Genomic DNA, 16726 nt, shown 5'->3' on the forward strand with positions numbered 1-16726 from the left:
GGCGCGGGATTCGCTTTCCCGCAAATCCGATAACACTATTTCTCTACAACAACTTTGCCGCACTTTTGCTCCGGGAGCGGCTTAGTTCTTATTTCTGCTCGCTGCCCTGCCAGCCACCCGCAGCCAACGAAAACAGCGTGGCCGACACGCGCTCCAGCACGAAATCTACCTGCTCATCAATCATCATGTGGGTAGTATCGAGCAGTACGGCATCGGAGGCGCGGCGCAGGGGACTTTCGGCGCGGGTCGAGTCCAGGTGGTCGCGCTTGCGCAGGTTTTCCACAATGTCTTCCACCGGTACGTGCTCTTGTTTGAGGGCCAGCTCTTCCTGGCGGCGCAGGGCGCGCGTGAGCACGTCGGCCGTCATAAAGATTTTCACTTCCGCATCGGGGAAAACGGTGGTACCAATGTCGCGGCCATCCATTACTACCCCCCGCTTGCGGCCCATGCGCTGCTGCTGGGCCACCATGGCGTGGCGCACGGCCGGAATTACTGATACTTCGCTCACGGAGTTGGAAATGCGCATCTGCCGGATTTCGTCTTCCCGAATCACGCCATCGAGGCACAGCTCGTTGCGGCCGGTTTTGCGGTTGCGCTTGAAGGTGATGTGCATTTCCTGCAGGGCCTGCTCAATGCGGGGCAGGTCATCGAAGGGGATGCCGTGCTCCAGCAGATACAGCGTTACGCCCCGGTACATGGCTCCGCTATCAATATAGGCGTAGCCCAGCTCCGCGGCCACGGCCTTGGCCGTGGTGCTTTTGCCACAGGAAGAGTAGCCGTCGATGGCAATGACGATTTTTCGCATGGCGGGGGCGGGGCTAGGCTCAAGCAAACTAAAGGGGCTCACTAAATCCAGGATTTACGGCCTGGCTTGGCAGCCAGGCGCTCGGGTACACCCGCGAAAAACGCAGCAACGGACTGGGTTTCGCCCTTGGCCAGTTGCTCGCTTACGCGGTAAAATGGGTTGAAAAACGAGGTCTGGTTGATGCCTACCCCCGTGGTGCCGTCGGGGCCCTGGGCCCAGGTGCCGCCGTAGGTTTCTACCAGGCACTGGCCCAGAAAGCACCCCAAAGCGGTAATAACGCCCTGGCGGTCCGTTTCTTTCAGGGTGGTCCGCTGCCCTTCAATAAACTCGGCTAGGCGCTGCACGGCGGCCGCATCAAAGGCATTGACGTGCAGCTGCTGGCGCACGGCTTCGGCAGCGGCTACCAGGGAGGCAAGCGGGTTCTGATCGGGCATAAGGGCGCGGGTTATTTGGTAGCAGGCTGGAGGTTGGCCTGCTGCCAACGAGCATAAGTTTGTACTATCTGCCGCATATGCTGACGGCCCAGCTTACCCTTGGTAATCTGAGCTGCCAGTTCCGGACAGTCGCCTATCAGCGTCAGCATTGTCCGGGTGAAGGCCCCCCGGGCAGTCGGCACGCGCACCGCATCGCCGATGATAGGCTGCAGTACTAAATCCATAGCACCAGCGGGTACTACTGTATTGCTTCCAAACGTGTGGTCACCCTCTCCAATGTATCGATGGTCGAGTTTGAAAGCGGTGTACTGCCCGTACCGGTACAGTTGCAAGGCAAATGCAGCCGGTATGCGCCGATACGACATGTTAACGTTCCGCACTGTCCCGAATGTGTCAGACTTCAACACGAAAGCACTGACCTGGCCCGGTTGGTACACTGTGGTAGCCTTGCTCTCAAGTGGACGCACCCTCAACTGCCCTGATGTTTCCAGATACAGCTGCCCCATCTGCCAAGTACCATCCGGCAGTTGGTAGGCCCCATCGTGGTAATTAACAATACGCGGCAATCCGGCGCCATTGCTTGTATACTGTGCCTGTGCCAGATTGGGCTTCAGATACGCCACTGTACACAGCAGCACAGCAAACCAACGGGTATATTTTATAAAGACAGCCAAAACAGCGTGACTAACTGTAGAGGGTGAAAGAATACCAGTTGCATAACATAACCAGCTAGTGACTTTCACAGGGACAGGGGAGTTTACCGAACTTAGCTTTCCGCTTCATGGAGGCCGTTTTCTTTTGCTGAGGGGTGCGGGCAGCGCAGCCAGCAGTTAGCAGGCCGGAACCCCCAAGCAGGGCGGCCAGTAGCAAAGTCACAATCTTTCTCACGGCGCGGATTTTCGGCAAATATACGGTTCTTTACCCGTTAGCCGCCCCCCGGCTCCACAATTCACCGCGCCTCGTGCCCTGCCTATGCCCGCCGATTTTCAGTTGCTCGCCAACGTCATTGACCTGTTTCAGAACACGATACTACCCGCTACCGTGCACGTATCCGCCGGCCGCGTGCAGCGCATTGAGCCTACCGGCGCCACCGTGCCGGACCCTACCCTGCCCTACGCCCTGCCGGGTTTCGTGGATGCGCACGTGCACGTAGAAAGCTCCCTGCTGGTGCCCTCGGAGTTTGCGCGCCTGGCGGTGGTGCACGGCACGGTAGCTACCGTTTCGGACCCCCACGAAATTGGCAACGTGCTGGGCGTAGCTGGCGTAAAGTACATGCTGCGGAGCGGCCGACAGGTGCCGTTCAAATTCTGCTTCGGGGCGCCTTCCTGCGTGCCCGCTACCCCCTTCGAAACGGCCGGGGCCGAAATAACCGCCGCCGCTATTGAGCAGCTGTTCCAGGAGCACCCCGAAATCGGCTACCTGGCCGAGATGATGAACTGGCCCGGCGTACTCAACCGCGACGAGCTGGTGCTGGAGAAAATCCGGCTGGCTGAGCAGTACGGCCGCCCCGTGGATGGGCACGCGCCCGGCCTACGTGGCTCCGATGCCCAACGCTACGCCGAGGCCGGCATCAGCACCGACCATGAGTGCTTTACGGCCGAGGAAGCCCTGGACAAGCTGGCCGTGGGCATGAAGATTCTGGTGCGGGAAGGCTCGGCGGCCCGCAACTTCGAGGCCCTGATTGACTTGCTACCCCAGCACTACGCGCAGATGATGTTCTGCTCCGACGACAAGCACCCCGATACGCTTGTGCTGGGCCACATCAACCAGCTGGTGCAGCGCGCCGTGGCCCGCGGCCAGGAGGTGCTGCAGGTGCTGCGCGTGGCTTGCCGCAACCCCGTGGAGCACTACAAGCTACCGGTAGGCTTGCTGCAGCCCGGCGACCCGGCCGACTTCATCGTGGTCAACAACCTCACCGATTTCAGGGTGCAGCAAACCTACCTCAACGGCGAGCTGGTAGCCGAAAACGGCCAAACGCTGATTCCGGCCGTGCCCGTGGAGGTAGTCAACAACTTCAACACCAACCCCGTCCGGCCCGAGGATTTCCGGCTGCCCGCCCCGCAGTCGGCCGCTACCATCCGGGTAATGGAGTGCTTCGACGGGCAGCTTATCACGGCCCGCCACGACCTGCCGGCCCGCGTGGAAAACGGCGCGGTAGTGCCCAACGTAGCCCAGGATGTGCTGAAGCTGACGGTAGTGAACCGCTACCACGCGGCCCCGCCGGCCGTGTCCTTCATTCAGGGCTTTGGGCTGAAACGTGGCGCCCTGGCCAGCAGCGTCGGCCACGACTCCCACAACATCACGGCCGTGGGCTGCGACGATGAGAGCCTGGCCCGCGCCGTGAACCTGGTGATTGAAGCGCGCGGCGGCCTGGCTGCCGTATCGCCCGATGGACGGGAGCTGCTGCTGCCTCTGCCCGTAGCCGGCCTGATGTCGGACCAGGAAGGCTACCACGTTGCCGAAGCCTACGCCGCCGTCGATGCGCTGGCCAAGCAGCTGGGCTCCCCGCTCCAGGCTCCTTTCATGACGCTTTCTTTTATGGCCCTGCTGGTTATTCCCAGCCTCAAGCTCAGCGACAAAGGCCTGTTCGACGGGGAAGCCTTCCGGTTTGTGGATGCGGTAGTATAACGTCTGCCACCCTACCCCCTCCGAAACCACAAAAGCCCGGCGCTAGGCAGCGCCGGGCTTTTCTATGGTACTGGTGAAGCAGAATTGCTAGGCGGCTACGAAGCGCTTCTGCATCAGCTTCTGCATCTTTTCTTCGGTCAGGGGCTTGGCCAGATACTCCACGCCTTCATACTGCGCTACCCGGGCGGTATCGGCGGCGTGCATGGAGGTAGTAAGCACGGCCATAACGGTTTTCTCGCGGACGGCCTCGGGCAGGGCGCTATACAGCTTCAGAAACTCGAAGCCATCCATACCCGGCATCTTTAGGTCCACGAACACCAGATCGGGGGCTTCTGCGGCGGGTTGCTCCCCTTTGGCACCGCCCCAGATATGCTGGTAGGCCTGCTCGGCTTTGGAAAAGGTATGCACCTGCTCGGCCACGTCGAGGCGGCTGAGCAACCGGTTGTTGAGGAAACTAGTGGTTTCGTTGTCGTCCACCAATACCACGCTGCGCAACTTCTTAGACATAGGGCTCTGCGGTTAGTAAGCTTGTATGAGTAGGCATAAGCAACCAGGGTGGCTACAGCCAGCCCTGCTCGCGCATCCAGTCATCGTTGTAAATCTTACCGAGGTAGCGCGTGCCGTGGTCGGGCAGCACAATCACCATGGTATCGTCTTCTTTCAGGTGCTCCTTGGCATATTCCAGCGCCCCGTACACGGCCGAGCCGCACGACCAGCCCACGAACAGCCCTTCTTCCTTGGCCAAACGCCGCGTCATGAGCGCCGCATCTTTGTCTGATACTTTGATGAAAAGATCAATCAAGTCAAAGTTAACATTCTTAGGCAGAATATCTTCGCCGATGCCTTCCGTCTTGTAGGGGTAAATTTCGTTTTCATCGAAGATACCCGTTTCCTTGTACTTCTTGAACACTGAGCCGTAGGTATCCAGGCCTACCGTTACAATGTTCGGGTTTTGCTCTTTCAGGTACTTGGCCGTGCCGCAGATGGTGCCGCCCGTGCCCACGCCGGCGGCGTAGTGCGTGATTTTGCCTTCCGTTTGCTGCCACAGCTCGGGGCCGGTGGTTTCGTAGTGGGCCGCCGAGTTGGAGGGGTTATCGTACTGGTTGGGGTAGATGGAGTTCGGGATTTCCTGGTTGAGCTTGCGGGCCACCGAGTAGTAGCTGCGCGGGTCGTCGGGGGCCACGTTGGTGGGGCACACGATTACCTCGGCGCCTACTGCCCGCAGAATATCCTGCTTCTCCTTGCTTTGCTTGTCGCTCATCGTGAAGATGCACTTGTAGCCCTTGGCAATGGCAGCCAGCGCCAGGCCCATGCCGGTGTTGCCGGAAGTACCCTCGATGATGGTGCCGCCGGGCTTCAGCAAACCGGCCTTTTCAGCATCCTCTATCATTTTGAGGGCCATGCGGTCCTTCACGGAGTTGCCGGGATTAAAGTATTCCACCTTGGCCAGGATGGTTCCTTTGATGCCGTCGGTGACGTTGTTGAGCTTCACCAGCGGGGTGTTGCCGATGGCCTCAACGATATGGTTCAAATACATGAGTGAGAGGTAGGTGGTGTTTCAAGGGAGAGAGGCGGCAAAGGTACGGATTTCGGGCGGGAGGCCCGGGCGCCCGGCCGGAAATAGCCTAAATCGGCCTAACAACCGCCGCGCCCACGGGTTAGATTCCCGGCTCCGGGCAGAATGATAGGGAATGCTTCGCCCGACACCCAAAAAAGCCTACTTTTGCGCACCGTCGGCTGGTAGCCGGTGGTGAGTATCCCACCCCAAATCCGCATCTTCCTCTAACCCCACTTCTATGAGTGTTCTGGTAAACAAGGATTCCAAAGTGATTGTGCAGGGCTTCACGGGCTCTGAAGGCTCGTTCCATGCCCAGCAGATGATTGAGTACGGCACCAACGTGGTGGGTGGCGTAACGCCCGGCAAAGGGGGCTCGCAGCACCTCGAGCGCCCGGTGTTTAACACCGTAGCCGAGGCCGTTGCCCAAACCGGCGCCGACACCAGCATCATCTTTGTGCCGCCGGCTTTCGCCGCCGACGCCATCATGGAAGCCGCCGACGCTGGCATTAAGGTTATCGTAACCATCACCGAGGGCATCCCAACCAAGGACATGATTGCGGTGAAAGAATACCTGAAAGGCCGCGAAGGCCTGCGGATGGTAGGCCCGAACTGCCCCGGCGTGATGACGGCCGGCGAGTGCAAAGTAGGCATCATGCCCGGCTTCATCTTTCAGAAAGGCCGCGTAGGCATCGTCTCGAAATCGGGCACGCTGACCTACGAAGCTGTGGACCAGCTGACCAAGGCCGGCCTGGGCCAGACCACGGCCATCGGCATCGGCGGCGACCCCATCATTGGCACCACCACCAAAGAGGCCGTGGAGCTACTCATGAACGACCCCGAAACGGAGGGCATTGTGATGATTGGCGAAATTGGCGGCGGCATGGAAGCCGAAGCGGCTCGCTGGATCAAGGAAACCGGCAACAAGAAGCCCGTAGTAGGCTTCATTGCCGGCCAAACCGCGCCTCCCGGCCGCCGCATGGGCCACGCCGGTGCCATCGTAGGCGGCGCCGACGATACGGCCGCCGCCAAAATGGCCATCATGCGCGAGTGCGGCATCCACGTAGTGGACTCGCCCGCCGAAATCGGCGACACGATGCTGCGCGTACTGGGCGGAAGGTAAGCTCTGTTCTGACGCAAATTAAAAAGGCGACTCTTGGTACAAGAGTCGCCTTTTTGTTGAATAGCTGCCATATTATGGCAACTGTTGGCTTCTTTTCCTGCTCTGGTTTGTATGCGACTCCTCGGCGGCGTGATTGGTCTAGCACTTTTAGGGATAATTCGTTCAGGGTACTGCCAGCAGCCTGCTGATAGCACGGCGAGGGTTATTGCTTTACCGGACGTGCAAATTGCGGGTAGTTTACAACAGCTCGTAGTGGCGTCGGGCACCGAGGACAATAAGTACGCACATATAATAGGCCCTGGTGGCGGTAATGCCATCCGTTTTCTGGCAGCGCAGGCGGGCGACCACCAACTGCGCCAAGTACGCCTGCACCTTCGACACGCCAGCGAACTGCCGGCCAATAAGATACAGGTGCGTGTAGTCTCCGTAACGGATGCCGGTAACCCCGCAAATGACAATCTGCTACCTACCTCCGGGTTGCTGCAAACCAGTGACTTACCAAAAGCACGGCGTACAATAACTTTGCAGTGGCCGTTAAATGCAGTGCCCGTACCGGAGCGAGGATTTTCTATTGTAGTGGAGGGCTTGGGCGAAACGGCCGACGAGTACGTGAGTGGAGTGGTAGAGGAGCACAAACATGTGTATTATAAAATTTCTCGTCGCAGTCAGCCTGGCACAGTGGTACGAACCATTGATGCCTTCAAGCTTCCCCAGCTAAAAGGCACCCGGCCTGATCCCACACAAATAAGCAGTTGGCACCGGGATGCCCTGACGCAACAGTGGCGCCCAGACCGCGCGGGCAGCTCTGCACTATTGGTAGAGGCTATAGTTGAATAGCTAGTTGGGCCAGCGTCCGGCGCGCTACCCCCTACCAGTTGCGCAAACCCGGGCGCCACACCACGCCCAGGCTCACCAGGAAACCAGGCAGTTGGGTGTACTGCACCCCAAAAGCCGTCGGATCGTTATCGGGGCCGTCGCCCGGACGACGACCACCCGAAATACCAATGCTGGTTTGGGTTTGCCACTGCGCCCCCCACCCAGGATTATGGCGCAGGTTCAGCAGGATTTCGTGGCGGCTCATGCGCTGCAGCGGCAGGTCCTGAGCTTCGTCGCGCAGCTGCCGAAACCGCACGGAGGTGAGGCGGTAGCCCAGACTGATGCTGCCGCCATTATCAAGCTGCCAGCCCAGACCTGCTTGCCCAAACAAGGTAGCGTAGCGCGCCTGATACTGCTCCCGGCCGCCGAGTATTTCCCGGAAACGCCGGTTTGTGCGGGCCCCTCCGGCCCCGAGCATGCCGCTGAACAGTATCTGCTCACTCAGTTTTGCGTAGCCCCCGGCCATTGCCTCCGCCTGCTGCACCCGGAAGAAAGTGGAAGAAGAAAAATTTGGCCGCGTGCTACCTCCCACGCCCACCAGCACATGCCGGACGGGCGAGTACACTCCGCGCGCTTCTACCCGCCCGTTCAGTTGCATGCTACCACTGACCTCTGCCTCGCCCTTACTTTCTACCATGGGCACCGCCGGCGAGGTAGGCGCGTAGGCGCTGCAGCCCGCCAGCAGCAGGCTGCCCAAAGTACCGGGAATACGTACCAGAAGAGACATAACGAATGGGGTAAGAATACTTACCCCAAGGTAGAGGTGCGCCCTGGCGGGCTAACACCACTTTTCCTTCCGATCTGACTTTTCAGGCCAGCCCCCCCAGTTTCCCGCCCACCCTGTAGCCGCTGCCCAAGCGGATCGGGGGCCTTAAAAATCTGACTTTTGCCGCTCGCTATTTTCCCCCGCTCTGCCCCCCTACGTTCACTACCAACCCGAACTGAAACACGGAGTTGGCCGCCTTCAAATACTTGCGGTGGCGCAGGCCGAAGTTGCTGCCGCTGATAAGCTGGAAGTCCAGGGGGCCAACCAGGTTGATGCGGGTGTAGGTGATAGGCTCCAGAAACACGTTGTCTTCGGAGGCGTGGGGCTGGTTGTCGAGGCGGAAGTTAGTGAGCGTTACGTAGCTCAGGCGCAGGGCTGTGCCGTAGGTCACGGGCCAGTCGCGGCCCAGCACGTGGTAGGTTTTCTTGTCCTTGGAGGTGTAGTTTACCTGGGCGAAGTACTTCGTCAGGCTGCCTTCCAGGGTGCGCGTAATGCCCTCGGCGGGCGTGCGCTCCACCCGCCGGGTATGGCCCAGGCCGTAGCCCCCGTAGATTTCCAGCACCCGCTTGTCGCGCAGGCGGGTGTAGTAGCCCAGCCCTACCTCACCAAAATCGTGGTCCTCGGCCCGCTTTTTTTTATCGGTGTGCAGGAAGGAGGCGGAGCCCATTACGCCCAGGTGGTCGGTGAAGGCGTAGGCGCCCTGCACGGCCGTGTTCTGGCTGAAATTGGTGTGGATACCGCCGCTCCACTCGCCTTTTTGGGTGAGCAAGGGCACCTGGGGCGGCGGCGGAAAGTACAACGACGAGCAGCTGGCCAGCAGCGGGAGCAGCAACAGCGCATGGGTCCGGCGGAAAAGAAACGACATAGGCAGGAAGAAAGGGCTGGTTGGGGCAAAACGTTAGAACGAAGCTTTCGTTGTGATGCCGGGGGTAGCTCCCCGCAACAGCCAAGCCGGCGGTTTACGCACGAGCCTCGTATAGAGCCGCGAAGGTCAGCTTTTGCCCCCTTGTTCCCCACCCCGATTCTATGGCTGTTGCTACCCGCTTCGATGCTATTATCATTGGCTCCGGCCAGGCTGGTAATCCTTTGGCCACCGCGCTGGCGGCCGCGGGCCGGAAAGTAGCCCTTATCGAGCAGAACCTGCTGGGTGGTTCCTGCATCAACTACGGCTGCTCGCCGGTGAAGGCCATGCTGGCCTCAGCCGAACGAATGCAGCAGGTAGCCACCGCCGCCAATTACGGCATTAAAGCCGGCAAGCCTACCCCCAATCTGCGCGCCATTGTAGAGCGGAAGGACGCTCTTATACAAGCCAAGCGCGACGGTATCCAAAAGAACCTTACGCAGGAACAAAAAGGCATTACCCTCCTGCACGGCCGCGCTACCTTCACGGGGGCCCGCCGACTGCGGGTGGCTCTGGCTGATGGCGGCGAACAGGTTCTGACCGCTCCGCGCATCTTCATCAACACCGGCACGCGGGCCGCCGTGCCGCCCATTGAAGGGCTGGAAGAAAGCGATTTTCTCACCAATGTAGAAATCCTAAACCTGAAAGAGCTGCCCGAACACCTGCTGATCCTGGGCGGGGGCTATATTGGCCTGGAATTCGGGCAGATGTTTCGGCGCTTTGGCAGCCGCGTCACCATCGTCAGCACGGCTACTCAGTTGCTGGAAAATGAAGACGACGACGTATGCGCCGCCATGCAGGAGCAGCTGGCCGCCGACGGTATCGAGTTTGTGCTGCAGGCCGACGTACACCGCGTGTCGCGCAATGCCGATGGCATCTATACCCTCACGGCAGCCACGCCCGCGGGCGAACGGCGCCTGCGCGGCACCCACCTGCTGGTAGCGGTGGGCCGGGAACCCAACACCGATCTGCTGGGCCTGGAGGCGGCCGGCGTTGCAACCGATGAGAAAGGCTACGTGCAAGTAAATGAGCGGCTGCAAACCAACGTGCGCGGCGTGTACGCCCTCGGCGACGTGCACCCGGGCCCCCAGTTCACCCACATCAGCTACGACGACTACCGCCTTGTGCGCGACAACCTGCTGCACGGCAAGCGCCGCACCACCACGGGCCGCCCCGTGCCTTACGTGGTATTCACTCAGCCCCAGCTCGGGCGCATCGGCCTGAACGAGAAGCAAGCCCAGGAGCAGAAGCTCAGCTACCGGGTGGCTACCATGCCGGTCCGGACCATTGGCCGGGCTCAGGAAACCGGCCACACCACGGGGCTGATGAAAGTGCTGGTCGATGGCCGGGGCTACCTCCTGGGAGCCGCTGTTTTCAGTGAGCAGGGCGGCGAAATCATGTCGATGCTACAGCTGGCCATGGCCGGCGGCCTCACCTGCGACGATTTACAGGACATGGTTCTGGCCCACCCTACCTGGGCGGAGGCCCTGAACAACCTGTTTAGTAAGCTGCGGCAGCCCGGCTGATACGCTACCGGCTGCGACCAGCGTATTCCCTGAACAGGTGTGGGTAAATCACTAGGCCAAGGGTAGTAAACAGGCGGCCTTCCTTGTTGTCTCTGATTTCCGGATTGAGCGAACGGCTTCTGCCTTCCGGCGATACGGAAACACTAGTGGCTACTTGCCCTTGCAGCCACGGTAGCCGGCCCGGCCCGCCGAACCGCATAAACAACATTGGCTCAAGCCGGGTCATGCGCCGCAGCGGCACGGGCACCCCGTGGTTGGTGAGGGACGCAAAGGCCACCTGCGACAATCGGCAGGCCGCCCCAAAGGTAGTCCAGCCGGCATCGTGGGCTATATAAGCCTCCCCGAAGAGCTTGTGAAAACGAGAATGATAGGCCACGGTGCTTCCAGCTGTTGGGTAAGGGATGATAAAAGCGGCCGTTAATCTGGTTTTTTGATACCGCCTTTCTCCCTGGCCATAGCCGTAGCCCAGCAGGCCGCCTATCAGCCACTGCTCCTTGATGTAATAATAGCCACCGGCACCCGCCTCCCACTGCCGACTCCGGGAATACGTCGAATCCCGGTTGTCTGGTCGCAGTCCACCAGCAGCGCGTACCAGCACATGCTGCAGGGGGGAGTAAGCCACGGAGCCTTCCAGCCGACCGGAGAGGTAGGCGCTACCCACTACTTCCGCCTCCCCCTTATCGTGCAGCAGGGGGGCGCTCGTCTGCAGTGGCAAGTACACCGAGCAGCCCGTCAGGGAACCGGCAGCGACGAATAACAGGCTATTTTTCAGGCGTAGATAGGCACGCATTAACAACATGGTATAGAGGGGAAAGCCCTGGCGGCCCTATAGGGTAGAGGTGCACTCCAGCCCAAACGTTGCATACGCCAAACGTCCCCGCAGCGGCTGCTACGGGGGCGCTTTGTGGTGAGAGGATGGGAGCGAAACTTACTTGGCGTAAGCTACGGCGCGCATTTCCCGGATAACCGTGATTTTGATCTGGCCCGGATACTGCATTTCCTTTTCAATCTTCTGGGAGATTTCGTAGCTCAGCTCGGCGGCGCGCTCATCGGTTACGTTTTCAGCATCCACCATCACGCGCAGCTCGCGGCCGGCCTGAATGGCAAAGCACTGATTTACGCCTTTGAAGCCGTTGGCCGTTTCTTCCAGCTGCTTCAGGCGCTTGATGTAACTTTCCATCATTTCGCGGCGGGCACCCGGGCGCGAGCCCGAAATAGCGTCGCAGGCCTGCACCAGGGGCGAAATCATGGCCGTCATTTCGATTTCGTCGTGGTGAGCCCCGATGGCGTTTACCACGTCGGGGTGCTCTTTGTACTTCTTGGCCATTTCCATGCCCAGAATGGCGTGGGGCAGCTCGGGCTCCTCGGTGCTTACCTTTCCGATGTCGTGCAGGAGGCCGGCGCGCTTGGCGTGCTTCACGTTCAGGCCCAGCTCGGCGGCCATAGTAGCGCACAGGTTGGCTACCTCACGGGAGTGCTGCAGCAGGTTCTGCCCGTAGCTGGAGCGGAAACGCATCCGGCCCACCATCTTGATCAGCTCGGGGTGCAGGCCGTGAATACCCAGGTCAATGATGGTTTTCTCGCCAATCTCAACGATTTCCTCGTCGATGTTCTTCCGGGTTTTGGCCACAATTTCCTCGATGCGGGCGGGGTGAATCCGACCGTCCTTCACCAGTAGGTGCAGGCTCAGGCGGGCCACTTCGCGGCGCACGGGGTCAAAGCCGGAAATGATGATAGCCTCGGGGGTATCATCTACTATAATCTCGACGCCAGTAGCGGCTTCCAGGGCGCGGATGTTGCGCCCTTCGCGGCCGATAATCTTGCCTTTGACGTCGTCGGACTCAATGTTGAACACCGACACGCAGTTCTCGATGGCGTGCTCGGCGGCGGTGCGCTGAATGGTTTCCAGCACCACTTTCTTGGCATCTTTGGTGGCCGTGAGCTTGGCCTGGGCTACTACGTCCTTGATGTAGCTGGAAGCCTGAATCTGGGCTTCGTTTTTCAGAGACTCTACCAGTTGCTCGCGGGCCTCGGCGGCCGTCAGGCCGGAAATGGTTTCGAGCTGGGTGGTTACCTGCTGCAGCTTGGTGCTGAGCTCCTGGCGGCCTTCTTCCAGCTCGGCTTCTACTTCCTGCTCGCGCTGCTCCAGCTTAGCCAGCTGGTTTTCGAGGGTAACGCGGCGCTTTTCTTCCTGGGCTTCCAGCTTCTCGCGTTGCTGCTGAGCCTGGGTTTCAATTCGCTCGCGGGTAGCGTCCAGTTCCTTTTCTTTGCGCTGAATCTGCTCCAGTTGCTTCTGGGTGGTGAGGGTCAGCTGCTTGATGCTCTGCTCCTGCTCCACTACGGCGGCGCGGCGCTCGGTCAGCTCCTGCTCCAGGGCTTGCTTCTGGCGGCGGCTTTCCTGCTCGAATTCCTGCTTAAGGGTGCGGAATTTATCTTTTGACTGCTGAATCCGCTCGTCGCGGGTACGGGTGGCCTGCGCTTCGGCTTCGGCCATAATCTGCTGAGCCCGCGCTTTGGCATCGGCTTCGTGGTCCTGCCGGGCTTTGCCCGCCAGCAGGCGCCCTACCACTACGCCAACCACAAGGGCCAGCACGGCGGCAAGGACAATATAAAGAGGTTCAGACATGAGCTATGAAGGGGTTTTAGGAAGGAAGAAACCCATAGCTCCACTGCAGAAACACCAATGCCCGCGCAGAAAGCAGGGCCGACTGCCCTACCCTGCTCGGGCTTACGCTTCGCGCTGCTGCTAGCCGCGCAACTGGCTAGACCAGCACCACTCCCGACAGCAGCTCGTCCAGGCGCGCGAGGCGCTCGGTCAGGGCCGCGTCGGTCCCGTCCTTTTCCTTGCTGACCTTGAGTTGGTCAGCCATTGTTGATAACGCAATCATGGCCAGCAAGTCCTGCTTGTCCTGAATGCCGTACCGGTCCCGAAATTCCTTCAGCCGCTCGTTTAGCTGCCGACCCGCGAGGCGCAGGCGTTCCTCGTCCTGGGGGCTTACCCGCATGGGGTAGTCCCGGTCAGCAACGCGGATTTTGATGGATAGCTCAGACATCGGTAGCCAGGGGGCGGTGGGTTAGGTGGTGGTTACTCCCTCAAATAGGCAAGGCACTTATCTATTTCTCGGATGTATTCGTTGAGGCGAAGTTTCAGCTCGTTGACATTGGCCGGTTCTGCACCGGCTATGGTATTGACAAGTTTAGTGATATTCTCCTGATTCTGGAAATCCTTCAACTGCCGCTCCCGGTCGCGCACGTCGGCCCGAAGCTGTTGAATGGTGGTATGGGCATCGGCCAGCTCCTCGCGCAACTGCTGATAGGCAGCCACTAACGTGGTTACCTGTCGCTCCATGCGGTCGAGTTGAGCAAGCTGCTGGGTAGAAGCCATTTTTTGGTGAATGATGAGTGGTGAAGATACGCAGCTACCGCGAAGCTCCTACATTGTCATTCCGACCGAAGGGAGGAAGCTGAGTTAGCCTTTGATGAGGACCCAGGATTTCTCCCTTCGGTCGGAATGACAACGGGCTACTTCCGAATCAACGCCCCAGCTTGCTGCTCGAACTGCTGAATCAGGCGCTGCATCACGCCGTCGATGGCCTGGTCAGTCAGGGTTTGCGTGGGGTCCTGGAGCAGGAAGCTCACGGAGTACGACTTCTTGCCGGCCCCGAGGTTGTCGCCCTCGTACACGTCGAACACATTCACCTGCTGCAGGAGTTTCTTCTCGGTGCGGCGGGCAATCTGCTGGAGCTGGTCGAAGGTGATGGTTTTATCCACCACCAGGCTCAGGTCGCGGCGCACCTCCGGGAACTTGGGCAGCTCGCGGGCTACGAGGCTGTTCTTGTACTTGCGCATCAGCCAGTCCCAGTCCAGCTCGGCGTACCACACCGGCTGCGACACGTCCAGCTTCTTCAGCACTACCCCCGACACGGCGCCCAACTGCGCCACCGGCTGGTTCTGGGCCAGCAGCGTAAGCCCCCCGGCCAGGTACGGGTGCTGCACCGGCTGGGAGGTAGGCGCCGGGAAGCCCAGCGAGGCCAGCACCTGCTGCACCGCTCCGGCCAGCTGGTGGTAGGTAGCCTTTTCCGATTTCTGCTGCCAGGTTTCGGCAGCCGTGTTGCCGGTCAGGTAGATGACGAGCTTGTTTTTTTCCTCGTACTGGCCGTCGGCTTTCTGGTGGTAGGTTTTGCCGAACTCGTACAGCTTTAGGTCGCGCTGGCGGCGGTTCACGTTGTGGCGCACCACTTCCAGGCCGCTGTGCAGCAGCGTGGGCCGCAGCACGTTCAGCTCGGCGCTGTTGAAGTTGAGCAGGCGCACCAGGGTAGCATCCGTTTCCCCTTCCTTCTCGAAATAAAGCGAGTTGGTAATGGAGTTGGTAATGATTTCCAAGAAGCCCTGGCCGCTAAGCAGGCGGGCTGTGTTCTGCCGAATTACCTCCGGGTCGGGGTTCGGGAATTTGGCGAGGTAGGAAGCCGAGTTGTGGGGGCGCAGGGCTACGTGGTTGTAGCCATAGATGCGCAGAATCTCCTCAATCACGTCGGCCTCGCGGGTTACATCTACCTTGTGCGGGGGCACCGACAGAATCCATTCGGCGTGGCCGGTTTCGTCGGTCAGCTCCTCCGAAATCAGGATATCGAGGTCGGTGAGGATCTGGCGAATACGCTCGGGCGCGATGAACTGACCCACCAGCTTTTCTACCCGCGGCAGGCGCAGGCGCACCAGGGTATTGCTGATGTGGGTTGGGTACTCATCCACTACCGGGGCAGCTACCGTAGCACCCGCAATTTCCTGGAGCAGCAGAGCCGCGCGTTTGAGGGCCACGGGCACCATGTGCGGATCGGTGCCCCGCTCGAAGCGGAAGGAAGCGTCGGTTTTGAGCTGGTGGGTCTGGCCGGTTTTGCGCACCACGGCCGGCGCGAAGTAGGCGCTTTCCAGGAACACCCGGGTAGTGGCGTCGGAAACGCCGGAGGTCTTGCCCCCGAACACGCCCGCCAGGGCCATGGGCGTGCCGTTGGCATCGGCAATAACCAGGTCCTCCGCGCGCAGGGCGCGCTCTACCCCATCCAGGGTCACGAACGTCTCGCCGGCTTCGGCCCGCTTCACCCGGATGTGGTTGCCGGTAATCTGGTCGGCGTCGAAGGCGTGCAGGGGCTGGCCCAGCTCGTGCAGCACGAAGTTGGTGATGTCCACCACGTTGTTGATGGGCGAAAGGCCGATGCTGCGCAGGCGACGCTGCAGCCATTCCGGCGAGGGGCCTACCTGCACGTTTTCCAGCAAGAGCCCAGCGTAGCGCGGGGCTGCTTCGGCATCCTCGATGGTTACGCTGATGTTCCGAGTGGCTTCCTGGGGGGCATGGAAACCGCTGATATCGGGCAGGTGGCAGGGCTGGCGCAGCAGGGCGCGCAGCTCGCGGGCTACCCCGTAGTGCGAAGCCGCATCGGCGCGGTTCGGGGTCAGGCCGATTTCAAACACCGAATCGGAGCCCAGCCCGAAGTACTCGGCGGCGGGGGTGCCGTTGGGCAGGTCGGTGTCCAGCTCCATGATGCCGGCGTGGGAAGTACCCAGCCCGATTTCATCCTCGGCGCAAATCATGCCCTCGGAAGCCGCCCCCCGGATTTTCGACTTCTTGATCTTGAATGGCTCGCCCTGGGTTGGGTACAGCGTAGCGCCTTCCAGGGCCACTACCACTTTCAGGTCGGCGCGCACGTTGGCGGCGCCGCACACAATCTGGCGGGGGGTAGCGTCACCTACGTCCACGGTGGTCAGGCTGAGCTTGTCGGCGTCGGGGTGCTTTTCGCAGGTGAGCACCGTGCCCAGCACCACCCCGCGCAGGCCGCCCGGCACGCTTTCCAGCTCTTCAATGCCTTCCACTTCCAGCCCGGAGCCCGTCAGCAGCTGCCCGATTTCCTCGGCGGGTTTGTCGGTAGGAATGAGCGTACGGAGCCAGTCGAGGGATATTTTCATCAGTTGTCAGTGGTCAGTTGTCGGTTATCAGTGGCGGTGGTTCTGTTTTCGGGCAGCCCTGCTAAACGGACAACCATCAACCGACAACCGACAACTGATTCGGGACAAAGGTACGGATTCGGGCGGGCGGCTAAAAACGGCAGCGGTGAAGGGT

The 16726-nt window shown here is 60.5% G+C and carries 15 protein-coding genes and 1 pseudogene; 4 read left to right on the plus strand and 12 right to left on the minus strand.

Annotated features, from left to right (window positions below; all coding sequences use genetic code 11):
* Positions 1 to 88 precede the first annotated feature (88 nt).
* The 3 genes from cmk to GGU46_RS16075 are packed head-to-tail and all read right to left on the minus strand — an operon-like array spanning position 89 to position 1463.
* Positions 89 to 805 carry a (d)CMP kinase gene (gene cmk, locus GGU46_RS16065; RefSeq protein ID WP_183404584.1) on the minus strand — a complete coding sequence of 239 codons (717 nt, stop codon included), beginning with the start codon at positions 803 to 805 and terminating at the stop codon, positions 89 to 91.
* A 41-nt stretch (positions 806 to 846) separates the two neighbouring features.
* On the minus strand, positions 847 to 1239 hold the full coding sequence (locus GGU46_RS16070; protein WP_183404585.1) for a hypothetical protein: 393 nt from the start codon (positions 1237 to 1239) through the stop codon (positions 847 to 849).
* A gap of 11 nt (positions 1240 to 1250) precedes the next feature.
* A complete protein-coding gene (locus GGU46_RS16075; RefSeq protein WP_183404586.1) occupies positions 1251 to 1463 on the minus strand; it encodes a hypothetical protein in 213 nt (70 codons plus the stop codon).
* Between the two features lie 748 nt (positions 1464 to 2211).
* On the opposite strand from GGU46_RS16075, the gene ade reads away from it, so the two are divergent.
* Complete coding sequence (gene ade / locus GGU46_RS16080; protein ID WP_183404587.1) at positions 2212 to 3867, plus strand: adenine deaminase; 1656 nt, start codon at positions 2212 to 2214, stop codon at positions 3865 to 3867.
* Positions 3868 to 3954: 87 nt separating this feature from the next.
* On the opposite strand, the gene GGU46_RS16085 is transcribed toward ade, so the two are convergent.
* Complete coding sequence (locus GGU46_RS16085; RefSeq protein WP_183404588.1) at positions 3955 to 4374, minus strand: response regulator; 420 nt, start codon at positions 4372 to 4374, stop codon at positions 3955 to 3957.
* A gap of 55 nt (positions 4375 to 4429) precedes the next feature.
* Positions 4430 to 5404, minus strand: a pseudogene (locus tag GGU46_RS16090) (PLP-dependent cysteine synthase family protein); the annotation flags it as partial.
* A gap of 259 nt (positions 5405 to 5663) precedes the next feature.
* On the opposite strand from GGU46_RS16090, the gene sucD reads away from it, so the two are divergent.
* Both sucD and GGU46_RS16100 read left to right on the plus strand, forming a co-directional pair.
* A complete protein-coding gene (gene sucD / locus GGU46_RS16095) occupies positions 5664 to 6545 on the plus strand; it encodes a succinate--CoA ligase subunit alpha (protein ID WP_183404590.1) in 882 nt (293 codons plus the stop codon).
* Positions 6546 to 6656: 111 nt separating this feature from the next.
* The gene (locus GGU46_RS16100) at positions 6657 to 7382 is read left to right on the plus strand and encodes a hypothetical protein (RefSeq protein WP_183404591.1); all 726 of its coding nucleotides are present in this window, start codon (positions 6657 to 6659) and stop codon (positions 7380 to 7382) included.
* 31 nt (positions 7383 to 7413) lie between these two features.
* Here GGU46_RS16100 and GGU46_RS16105 read toward each other — a convergent pair whose 3' ends face one another.
* Positions 7414 to 8148, minus strand: coding sequence for a hypothetical protein (locus GGU46_RS16105; RefSeq protein WP_183404592.1), 735 nt, complete (start codon positions 8146 to 8148; stop codon positions 7414 to 7416).
* Positions 8149 to 8317: 169 nt separating this feature from the next.
* Entirely contained in the window at positions 8318 to 9052 is a 735-nt protein-coding gene (locus GGU46_RS16110) for an outer membrane beta-barrel protein (protein WP_183404593.1), read from the minus strand.
* 161 nt (positions 9053 to 9213) lie between these two features.
* Between GGU46_RS16110 and GGU46_RS16115 the strand changes: the two genes are divergently transcribed.
* Complete coding sequence (locus tag GGU46_RS16115; RefSeq protein ID WP_183404594.1) at positions 9214 to 10614, plus strand: mercuric reductase; 1401 nt, start codon at positions 9214 to 9216, stop codon at positions 10612 to 10614.
* Positions 10615 to 10618: 4 nt separating this feature from the next.
* Here GGU46_RS16115 and GGU46_RS16120 read toward each other — a convergent pair whose 3' ends face one another.
* The 5 genes from GGU46_RS16120 to pheT all read right to left on the minus strand — a co-directional run bounded on the left by GGU46_RS16120 (position 10619) and on the right by pheT (position 16572).
* The gene (locus GGU46_RS16120; RefSeq protein ID WP_183404595.1) at positions 10619 to 11404 is read right to left on the minus strand and encodes a hypothetical protein; all 786 of its coding nucleotides are present in this window, start codon (positions 11402 to 11404) and stop codon (positions 10619 to 10621) included.
* A 138-nt stretch (positions 11405 to 11542) separates the two neighbouring features.
* A complete protein-coding gene (gene rny / locus GGU46_RS16125) occupies positions 11543 to 13240 on the minus strand; it encodes a ribonuclease Y (RefSeq protein WP_183404596.1) in 1698 nt (565 codons plus the stop codon).
* A 136-nt stretch (positions 13241 to 13376) separates the two neighbouring features.
* The gene (locus tag GGU46_RS16130; protein ID WP_183404597.1) at positions 13377 to 13667 is read right to left on the minus strand and encodes a cell division protein ZapA; all 291 of its coding nucleotides are present in this window, start codon (positions 13665 to 13667) and stop codon (positions 13377 to 13379) included.
* 32 nt (positions 13668 to 13699) lie between these two features.
* On the minus strand, positions 13700 to 13999 hold the full coding sequence (locus GGU46_RS16135) for a hypothetical protein (protein ID WP_139924494.1): 300 nt from the start codon (positions 13997 to 13999) through the stop codon (positions 13700 to 13702).
* A 137-nt stretch (positions 14000 to 14136) separates the two neighbouring features.
* Entirely contained in the window at positions 14137 to 16572 is a 2436-nt protein-coding gene (pheT, locus tag GGU46_RS16140) for a phenylalanine--tRNA ligase subunit beta (protein WP_183404598.1), read from the minus strand.
* Positions 16573 to 16726 lie beyond the last annotated feature (154 nt).

Source organism: Hymenobacter latericoloratus (genome assembly GCF_014199535.1).
Classification (GTDB): domain Bacteria; phylum Bacteroidota; class Bacteroidia; order Cytophagales; family Hymenobacteraceae; genus Hymenobacter; species Hymenobacter latericoloratus.

Bases quoted from the DNA above. Each gene is read 5' to 3' on its own strand.
- pheT (WP_183404598.1), bottom strand. From the start codon at position 16,572: ATGAAAATATCCCTCGACTGGCTCCGTACGCTCATTCCTACCGACAAA.
- GGU46_RS16105 (WP_183404592.1), bottom strand. From the start codon at position 8,148: ATGTCTCTTCTGGTACGTATTCCCGGTACTTTGGGCAGCCTGCTGCTG.
- GGU46_RS16070 (WP_183404585.1), bottom strand. From the start codon at position 1,239: ATGCCCGATCAGAACCCGCTTGCCTCCCTGGTAGCCGCTGCCGAAGCC.
- GGU46_RS16075 (WP_183404586.1), bottom strand. From the start codon at position 1,463: ATGGATTTAGTACTGCAGCCTATCATCGGCGATGCGGTGCGCGTGCCG.
- GGU46_RS16110 (WP_183404593.1), bottom strand. From the start codon at position 9,052: ATGTCGTTTCTTTTCCGCCGGACCCATGCGCTGTTGCTGCTCCCGCTG.
- rny (WP_183404596.1), bottom strand. From the start codon at position 13,240: ATGTCTGAACCTCTTTATATTGTCCTTGCCGCCGTGCTGGCCCTTGTG.
- GGU46_RS16120 (WP_183404595.1), bottom strand. From the start codon at position 11,404: ATGCGTGCCTATCTACGCCTGAAAAATAGCCTGTTATTCGTCGCTGCC.
- GGU46_RS16085 (WP_183404588.1), bottom strand. From the start codon at position 4,374: ATGTCTAAGAAGTTGCGCAGCGTGGTATTGGTGGACGACAACGAAACC.
- GGU46_RS16100 (WP_183404591.1), top strand. From the start codon at position 6,657: ATGCGACTCCTCGGCGGCGTGATTGGTCTAGCACTTTTAGGGATAATT.
- cmk (WP_183404584.1), bottom strand. From the start codon at position 805: ATGCGAAAAATCGTCATTGCCATCGACGGCTACTCTTCCTGTGGCAAA.
- sucD (WP_183404590.1), top strand. From the start codon at position 5,664: ATGAGTGTTCTGGTAAACAAGGATTCCAAAGTGATTGTGCAGGGCTTC.
- GGU46_RS16115 (WP_183404594.1), top strand. From the start codon at position 9,214: ATGGCTGTTGCTACCCGCTTCGATGCTATTATCATTGGCTCCGGCCAG.
- GGU46_RS16135 (WP_139924494.1), bottom strand. From the start codon at position 13,999: ATGGCTTCTACCCAGCAGCTTGCTCAACTCGACCGCATGGAGCGACAG.
- GGU46_RS16130 (WP_183404597.1), bottom strand. From the start codon at position 13,667: ATGTCTGAGCTATCCATCAAAATCCGCGTTGCTGACCGGGACTACCCC.
- ade (WP_183404587.1), top strand. From the start codon at position 2,212: ATGCCCGCCGATTTTCAGTTGCTCGCCAACGTCATTGACCTGTTTCAG.